The organism is Enterococcus sp. 5B3_DIV0040 (assembly GCF_002140755.1).
Taxonomy (GTDB): domain Bacteria; phylum Bacillota; class Bacilli; order Lactobacillales; family Enterococcaceae; genus Enterococcus_D; species Enterococcus_D casseliflavus.
The window spans coordinates 171,160-177,537 of sequence record NZ_NGLC01000001.1; the positions used below are offsets into that span (position 1 = coordinate 171,160).

The following is a 6,378-nucleotide window of genomic DNA, read 5'->3' on the forward strand; positions in this document are numbered from 1 at the left end:
TTACAAAAATATAAAAAAAGGAGCAGTTAGATGGGGAAGAAAGTATTGATTTGTTTAAGTCAGAGAAATTTGTTGCTAAATAGTGAAGCACTAAAAAAAGTCGAACCAGATGTCTATTCTTGTCTGAAACAACATAAAACGATCTATCCAAAACAAGCGGAAGCTTTTGGAATAGTAACGAAAATAAATCAAAATCTAGCACACTGGTTAAACCTATCTATAAAGGAATGGGAGATAGATAGAAAAGGGACTTGTATATCTGAGGAAAAAGAGTATCACTGTGATTTATGCAATCAACCAATTCAGACACGTTATAAGATTATTAACAAAAAAAATCAACAGTCATTATACATTGGTGGGAATTGTTCAGAGAATTTCAAAGAATTAGCATTCATGAAAAGAATAGTCAAGAGTGAAGATGAATTGTACAGGTATAATGAGTTGCTGGATAAGAACGAAGAATTTTACAGTATTTTAACGGATAAAAAGGATTTGACGGAGTATACCGAGATCATTCTACCCGATTTCTATCAAGATTCTTACCGTAAAGCAAAGAAAAAACTTGTTAAATTTATGAAAAACTACATCAAAAATGGAAATAGTTTAGATGAAAAAGAATTGTTTCGTTTGCACAAGATCTATCGTAGTGAAAAGAAAATTATGAATAAATTCGTCCAAGAGAATTTAGGGAAGGATAATGTTCTTTCTAGAAGTGTAGCCAAATCAATTGAACGTGTTCAACCAAAAGAATACAAAGAAATTTTGGAAGAAGTAGAAAAAAATAGAGGACAAATCAGTCCCTACACAGCTAGTAAAATAAAAGCTCCTAAATATCTTAAGACGATGATAGCGAGAATAAATAAGGTATTGCCTGATCATGTAGTGTTAGAAGCTGCTAGGGTAGGGATATACGTCTTTCGATTCAAAAAAAGGTCTGTTAACTACCACTTTAAAATGGCATCTGGGATAGTTATTTCTTCTTACTATGACAAATCGTTGCATAATTTTCCTAAATGGATAGAGTATCACTGGGAAGAAATAGGATTTGCGGATAAAGAGTCTAAGGCAATGATATTGAGATTAGCAGATTTTACTCTTCATGGGTTAAAAGGTGTAAAAGTAGTCGAACCAAATTATCATAAAATAGTTAATGACTATTTTGATGATTTAACGAACAATGAACGATCTGATGTCTATGAAAAATTATCTAGTTTAGGACAATCCTATACTGTTTTGATGATTAGAGGAAGTAAACTAGGAGAAATTCGTATATATGGACAACAACAACTACTAAATTTAGGGAAACGGCTGATTTGTTTGGATAGACATGATCCCAAGGAATTTATTGAAGAAAAACATCAAAAATTTCCGAATATAGATGAATACTATCACTTTTTAGCGAGAAAAGTTGTACTTAGGTAGTTAGAAATAATATTTTCAGTTATTGTTTCTTTTTGATTTTTTAGATCAAGAGAGACTTAAGAAAAAGTAGTTAAGTTGGATCCATTTAGCTCTTTTTGTTTGTTCGTTTGAAAAAATGAATAAATCTTGCGTTATCGCTCGCACAGAATGAAGCGATCGAAAAAAGGAACAAATAAGCACACGGACACGAAACCCTTTAGGCAAAGCTTAAGGGAGGCTGGCGGAAGAAAGCCCTTGAACTAGGGGAGTTGGAATACTCGAGGAGCAGGAATTGTTCCTTTGAACGGAAGCGACACACGTCAACTTATTTGCGACTTTTGGGAGAATGTTGACAATTGGATAATAACAGGACTTTCTAAGCTAATCAGCGTGCCTAACAGGGGCTTAGGAAGGATAAACCACCTAAAAAAGTATGGTGAAACTGAGATCAGTCTAAAATCACGGTACGTCTGGATGGGTGTGGCACAGGACAAAAAAGATTTTTGCGAAGATCAGATAGTAAGAAAAATGAGCCAATTATTTTTCAAGGGAGCGAGGATGCTTTTTGAGAGTTTATGGGTTGCGAACGCTAGAAACCCTGCGGAAAAAAATCTGTTTAAAACTATTTGTAAAATGAAATGGGCAAACAAAAAGGGCTAAAGGTTCCAGAGGCAATATGGATAAATGATTAGGCATGACATAATAAATTGAGCTGATCTGTTAACTCGTGCGAGTGTCGGGCTCCTCCTCCAGTGTTTTTCACTTTCTTTTTTCGCTGGGGTTCATTAGACACCATCCGACACTCGTAGGAGCCAACAGATCAGGAGGTTAGAAAAAATAGTTGAAGGGATTGAAGATCTCTAAAAATAATTCGATAAACCAATCTTTCACGTTTTCCCGGAACGATTCTTTTTTTACAACAAAACGATATACACTGATCAGGCTTGCGACGATCAGGCAAAGAAGGGGATACAAGATAAGAAATACAGGAATGATCAATAGGATTTCTTTTATCTTTTCCATAACTAAGCTCCTTTATCTAGTAATCATGTAAAGTATAGCAGGGAAAGCGGATAATCGCATGACATTCTTGTAAGAAGAATAAATCGTTGAAAGAAGGAACAAATGAAGGAGCGAAAGGACATGACTATTGTAGAAAAAAGATCGGATACGATTGCCAAAATAATCAGAGAAAACGCGGATACGATCAGTGAAAAAGAAATGCTTTTAGCAGAACTAATAAATGATGAATTGTTGAGAGAAGACATACCCTTTAATCAAAAGTTACAAATTATCAAACGAGTGATGGAATTGGTTGAAATCCAAGAGCCTCTTACAAAAGAAGAACGATTCAAAATTGTTTGGGAGTATAAAAACTTGTTTTCAATCCAGACAATTAACTTAGATACAGGTAAATCGGAAATCGCTTGGAAAAAAGAGGAATTAGAGCGTTACTGCAACATGCACGAAGTAACGATGGAAGAATTTATTCACTGGAAACTTGGAAGAGCATTCGTTAATGAATAATAGAAAGTGTCGAATTAAGGAGGAAAGTCGATGGGATATGTGGTAAAAGCCATGTGTTATTTAGATCCGGACGGCAATGGTTGTGCCAGTCAAGCAGAGGCTTTTCATTATGAATCAAAAGCACTGGCGGAATTAGCCGCAGAGGTCTGTGAGGGTCAGGTGATCGAAGTGCGAACGCCTACCAGTAAGCAACAAAAAAGAAAGGCCAATCAAGCGTGGATGAGGGAACCGTCATGAATAAAAAAGAGCGAAAACAATTTGATCGAACAAAAGGCATGCGTTGTCCCTTGCCAAAGCACTGGCGTCAAGGACCAAGTCCGAAATCAACGAACAGCTGTCACGGTTGGGTCGCGGAAATGGATCGAGGGCTTACGGATGGTCAGTATGCCGTATTGGTTCGAACGGTTGAAACGGAACCCTATGGACCTGTTTTGCATGCGGCAATTAGAAATCGAGAAAATACAGAGATTTCCTGGTGTGAAAAGCAGCGGATCAAAAATGAACTTTTTGGGGAAGAACGAGAAGCCATTGAATGTTTCCCAAAAGAAAGCGAGCTGATCGATGAGGCGAATATGTATCATTTATGGGTTTTCCCACCGGGGATAGGACTTCCTTTTGGATTGATTGAGAAAAACGTAATGGCGGAAAAGAGGGGAGGGACGTAAATGAAACGACAAGAAATTATTGCGTTTTATGTCGATAATGACTATGACTTTGTATTGACACAAAATGAAACGAGAATGCCTGCTTTTCGCCTACAAATTCTATTGGCGAAAGCAGGGGTGCTGAAAATTCAAGATAAAATCAATTATGGGACAAAAGCGCAAAAACTTGGTGGATTAGCAGAACAACGGTTTCATGAACTTGTTCCGAAAGCGATCGATGCCAATAAATTATTCAAGAAAAATTATCCAGGCTATGATTTTGTCGTGGGCAATTTGACGATTGATGTGAAATTTAGTTCGATTTATAGCAGAAAAAATACTGAATACGAATACTGGGGAGTTAAAACAAGTGGCTGTCAGGATTGTCTCGTTGTTTTTCTTGAACGAAATGCTGGTGATGAAATGAATGATCCATACATTTTATTTATCCCGATGTCGTTTATTGATGAGGGACAAAGGAATATTCATATTAGCCGAAATGGCGTATGGCTTAAGGAATTTGCGGTTGATCCCGATGAGTTAGCTAGAATCATTGATGACTATGCGGAATTGAAAGGAAGTGGGGATATTGCCTAGAAATACATTAGCAGATTTGAATAACCACTTGTTTGAACAATTGGAACGCTTGAATGATGAGGAATTGCAAGGTGAAGAACTAGAAAGAGAGATCAAACGCTCTCAGAGCATTTCGGCGATCAGCGATAAAATTATAGACAATGCCAATCTTCAATTAAAGGCAGTGAAAGTAGCACAAGAATATGGTGTTGCATTGAAAGAACTTCCTGAAAATATAGGGTTAGAATAAGAATCATGGCTGGAGGAATCATTTTTTTAGATGGTAATTGGAAAAACCGTTCACCAGAAAATTTATTCTATGTGACAACGGAAGAACTTCGGTTGTTTTATCGGCAACGGCAAGAAAAATTATCGATAGATTATACGAAAGCTGTTATCTTGCGAAATCGATTGAACAACGAAATCAAGAAGAAACAGGGGAGATAGAACCATGAGCCAAGTGGTCGCTGGTGTCAACGGTTTGGTTGATACTAGAGAAACGCCAGAAGAGGGTGGATGTCAATAAAAAAAGACTGTCGTGAAAGGATAAACGACAGTCCCTGAGCTAGATCGTTTAGGGTTAGTGGGTATCCATGAAACTGATGATATGAAAAACTAGCTCATAGGTAGTATACAACAGAAAATAACGAAAAAGAAAGAGAAAACAAATGGTTGGTTGACCGGTGCGAGTGTTTCAAAACTCCTTGTAGAAACAATGGATCAAAGACTTTTAGAAAACTTTTCGCTAAAAACTTCCAACATAAATTCTTGACAAAAAATCGACGTGCAGTGAACACTCGTACCGGTCAGTCAATCAAAAAAAGAAAGGCGGTAAAAGAAGATGGAAAAAGCAATCAATGGGTGTGTGCGATTAGAGAAACAAGGGAACCACTTATCGATGGTGTCAGAAGAGTTAGGCGCAATGGATGTGTTACTCTTCACGCTTTTTAGCGCTGTGTCTCTGGCAAAGACAGAGGGGATCCCTTTGGAACGGCTTCACGAGATGTTAGACACTTTCGATCAGCACTTAATGCTAGAGGAGTGTGAACAAAAGCATGAGTGAACACCTGGTCACAAAGAAAAACCACCAGCTAAAGAAGCTGGCAAGAAAAGCATTATTTGAATTAACCGACGAAGAATATCATCCGAATTGGTTTAATGATCCGCAAGCAATCAAACGACGTGATCAGTTACTCGTGATTTTAGGTACGCCGATCGATCCGGTTCGAAAGGCTGGAGAAACAAAAGAGGCGTTTCATCAACGAGCATGTCAGTATTTTTTCGATGTGCGCCCAGGATTAGAAGAACAAGTCGTTTCCGACTTGCTTGCAGGACAGACACTCAAGCAGGTATCTGAAGCCTATCAAGTCCCTTTATCGAGACTGAGGTATCTACGAAAAAAGTATCATTTGTTTCCTAAGCAGGCAACGGATACTAGTTAGTCTATTTGATACATGAAGTATTGGTTGTCTTTTTGAGCCAACCCCACTTGTTGGGCAATGACAAGATTCTTTGGTGCATAGTTGACTGTAGGGAGTGTGATTTCATTTTTGTCTTGATTCGTAATCTCGATAGGAAAACTTACTTCTTTTCCGTTGGCTGTGGTGAGAATCGCCTTGGTTTTCCCTTTAAAAATGATGGTTTCAATTTGCCAAATGCCGAGATCCTTCAAATCGTCGCCTTCTTTTTCTTGAAGTTGGGCAAAGTCAAACGTTTGTGTTTCTTTCGTTGGTTCGGTTGAAATGGTTGATTTTATCGCTGGTTGGTTGTCTTTTGGCTGTTCTTGTAAGTGTTCAAAAGCTAGAACAGCGAACAGCCCTGCTAGTATCAAGAGGACACCGAATAAGTATTGGAATGGTTTTGTCATCGATCATCGATCCTTTCGTAAGTGTTAGATTCAGTATAAAACGATGGGTTTTCCTCTGTCTAGTACGAAAAAATGAGAGGAATTATTGAGGACCGATTCCATGAAAACAAACCAAAAAGAGATAAGAAAAGAATAAAAAAACTATAGAAAAAATATTGACGGGGGGGGGGTACATGTTAGACTAAGAATATAAGATATCTTAAATCACATGTACAAGGAGTAGATGATGGGAAAAGCAAAAGAGAATTATAGCATTGGAATTGATGTCATTACACGTGAACAAATAGAAGCGATAAAAGAAGCCTGGGAGAAAGAGAATCGTCATGTGAAGTATTCTCGTCAAGGCATTGTTGGGCAATTAGT

General features: G+C 37.7%; 11 protein-coding genes. 9 read left to right on the forward strand and 2 right to left on the reverse strand.

Annotated elements, in window-relative coordinates:
* Positions 1–30 precede the first annotated feature (30 nt).
* Positions 31–1,422 carry a hypothetical protein gene (locus tag A5883_RS00895; protein WP_086337805.1) on the forward strand — a complete coding sequence of 464 codons (1,392 nt, stop codon included), beginning with the start codon at positions 31–33 and terminating at the stop codon, positions 1,420–1,422.
* 807 nt (positions 1,423–2,229) lie between these two features.
* Here the strand turns inward: A5883_RS00895 and A5883_RS00905 are convergent.
* On the reverse strand, positions 2,230–2,424 hold the full coding sequence (locus tag A5883_RS00905; protein ID WP_086337807.1) for a hypothetical protein: 195 nt from the start codon (positions 2,422–2,424) through the stop codon (positions 2,230–2,232).
* Positions 2,425–2,544: 120 nt separating this feature from the next.
* On the opposite strand from A5883_RS00905, the gene A5883_RS00910 reads away from it, so the two are divergent.
* From A5883_RS00910 to A5883_RS00945, 8 genes are all read left to right on the forward strand, one after another.
* The gene (locus A5883_RS00910; RefSeq protein WP_086338701.1) at positions 2,545–2,928 is read left to right on the forward strand and encodes a hypothetical protein; all 384 of its coding nucleotides are present in this window, start codon (positions 2,545–2,547) and stop codon (positions 2,926–2,928) included.
* A 30-nt stretch (positions 2,929–2,958) separates the two neighbouring features.
* Positions 2,959–3,165, forward strand: a complete 207-nt coding sequence (locus A5883_RS00915; RefSeq protein ID WP_086337808.1) for a hypothetical protein — start codon at positions 2,959–2,961, stop codon at positions 3,163–3,165.
* Positions 3,162–3,593, forward strand: coding sequence for a DUF7694 domain-containing protein (locus tag A5883_RS00920; RefSeq protein ID WP_254907808.1), 432 nt, complete (start codon positions 3,162–3,164; stop codon positions 3,591–3,593). The genes A5883_RS00915 and A5883_RS00920 overlap by 4 nt, the downstream gene beginning before the upstream one ends.
* A complete protein-coding gene (locus tag A5883_RS00925; RefSeq protein WP_086337809.1) occupies positions 3,594–4,169 on the forward strand; it encodes a hypothetical protein in 576 nt (191 codons plus the stop codon). It abuts the gene before it with no gap.
* Complete coding sequence (locus A5883_RS00930) at positions 4,162–4,398, forward strand: hypothetical protein (RefSeq protein WP_441316246.1); 237 nt, start codon at positions 4,162–4,164, stop codon at positions 4,396–4,398. The genes A5883_RS00925 and A5883_RS00930 overlap by 8 nt, the downstream gene beginning before the upstream one ends.
* Before the next feature lie 5 nt (positions 4,399–4,403).
* The gene (locus A5883_RS00935; protein ID WP_086337810.1) at positions 4,404–4,595 is read left to right on the forward strand and encodes a hypothetical protein; all 192 of its coding nucleotides are present in this window, start codon (positions 4,404–4,406) and stop codon (positions 4,593–4,595) included.
* A gap of 394 nt (positions 4,596–4,989) precedes the next feature.
* Positions 4,990–5,211 carry a hypothetical protein gene (locus A5883_RS00940; protein WP_086337811.1) on the forward strand — a complete coding sequence of 74 codons (222 nt, stop codon included), beginning with the start codon at positions 4,990–4,992 and terminating at the stop codon, positions 5,209–5,211.
* A complete protein-coding gene (locus A5883_RS00945) occupies positions 5,204–5,590 on the forward strand; it encodes a hypothetical protein (RefSeq protein ID WP_086337812.1) in 387 nt (128 codons plus the stop codon). Before A5883_RS00940 ends, A5883_RS00945 begins: the two co-directional genes overlap by 8 nt.
* Here the strand turns inward: A5883_RS00945 and A5883_RS00950 are convergent.
* Positions 5,587–6,015, reverse strand: a complete 429-nt coding sequence (locus tag A5883_RS00950; RefSeq protein WP_086337813.1) for a hypothetical protein — start codon at positions 6,013–6,015, stop codon at positions 5,587–5,589. The two genes, A5883_RS00945 and A5883_RS00950, sit on opposite strands and share 4 nt — an antisense overlap.
* Positions 6,016–6,378: the final 363 nt, after the last annotated feature.

Coding starts and splice junctions, on each gene's coding strand:
- A5883_RS00895 (WP_086337805.1), top strand. CDS start 31: ATGGGGAAGAAAGTATTGATTTGTTTAAGTCAGAGAAATTTGTTGCTA.
- A5883_RS00905 (WP_086337807.1), bottom strand. CDS start 2,424: ATGGAAAAGATAAAAGAAATCCTATTGATCATTCCTGTATTTCTTATC.
- A5883_RS00910 (WP_086338701.1), top strand. CDS start 2,545: ATGACTATTGTAGAAAAAAGATCGGATACGATTGCCAAAATAATCAGA.
- A5883_RS00915 (WP_086337808.1), top strand. CDS start 2,959: ATGGGATATGTGGTAAAAGCCATGTGTTATTTAGATCCGGACGGCAAT.
- A5883_RS00920 (WP_254907808.1), top strand. CDS start 3,162: ATGAATAAAAAAGAGCGAAAACAATTTGATCGAACAAAAGGCATGCGT.
- A5883_RS00925 (WP_086337809.1), top strand. CDS start 3,594: ATGAAACGACAAGAAATTATTGCGTTTTATGTCGATAATGACTATGAC.
- A5883_RS00935 (WP_086337810.1), top strand. CDS start 4,404: ATGGCTGGAGGAATCATTTTTTTAGATGGTAATTGGAAAAACCGTTCA.
- A5883_RS00940 (WP_086337811.1), top strand. CDS start 4,990: ATGGAAAAAGCAATCAATGGGTGTGTGCGATTAGAGAAACAAGGGAAC.
- A5883_RS00945 (WP_086337812.1), top strand. CDS start 5,204: ATGAGTGAACACCTGGTCACAAAGAAAAACCACCAGCTAAAGAAGCTG.
- A5883_RS00950 (WP_086337813.1), bottom strand. CDS start 6,015: ATGACAAAACCATTCCAATACTTATTCGGTGTCCTCTTGATACTAGCA.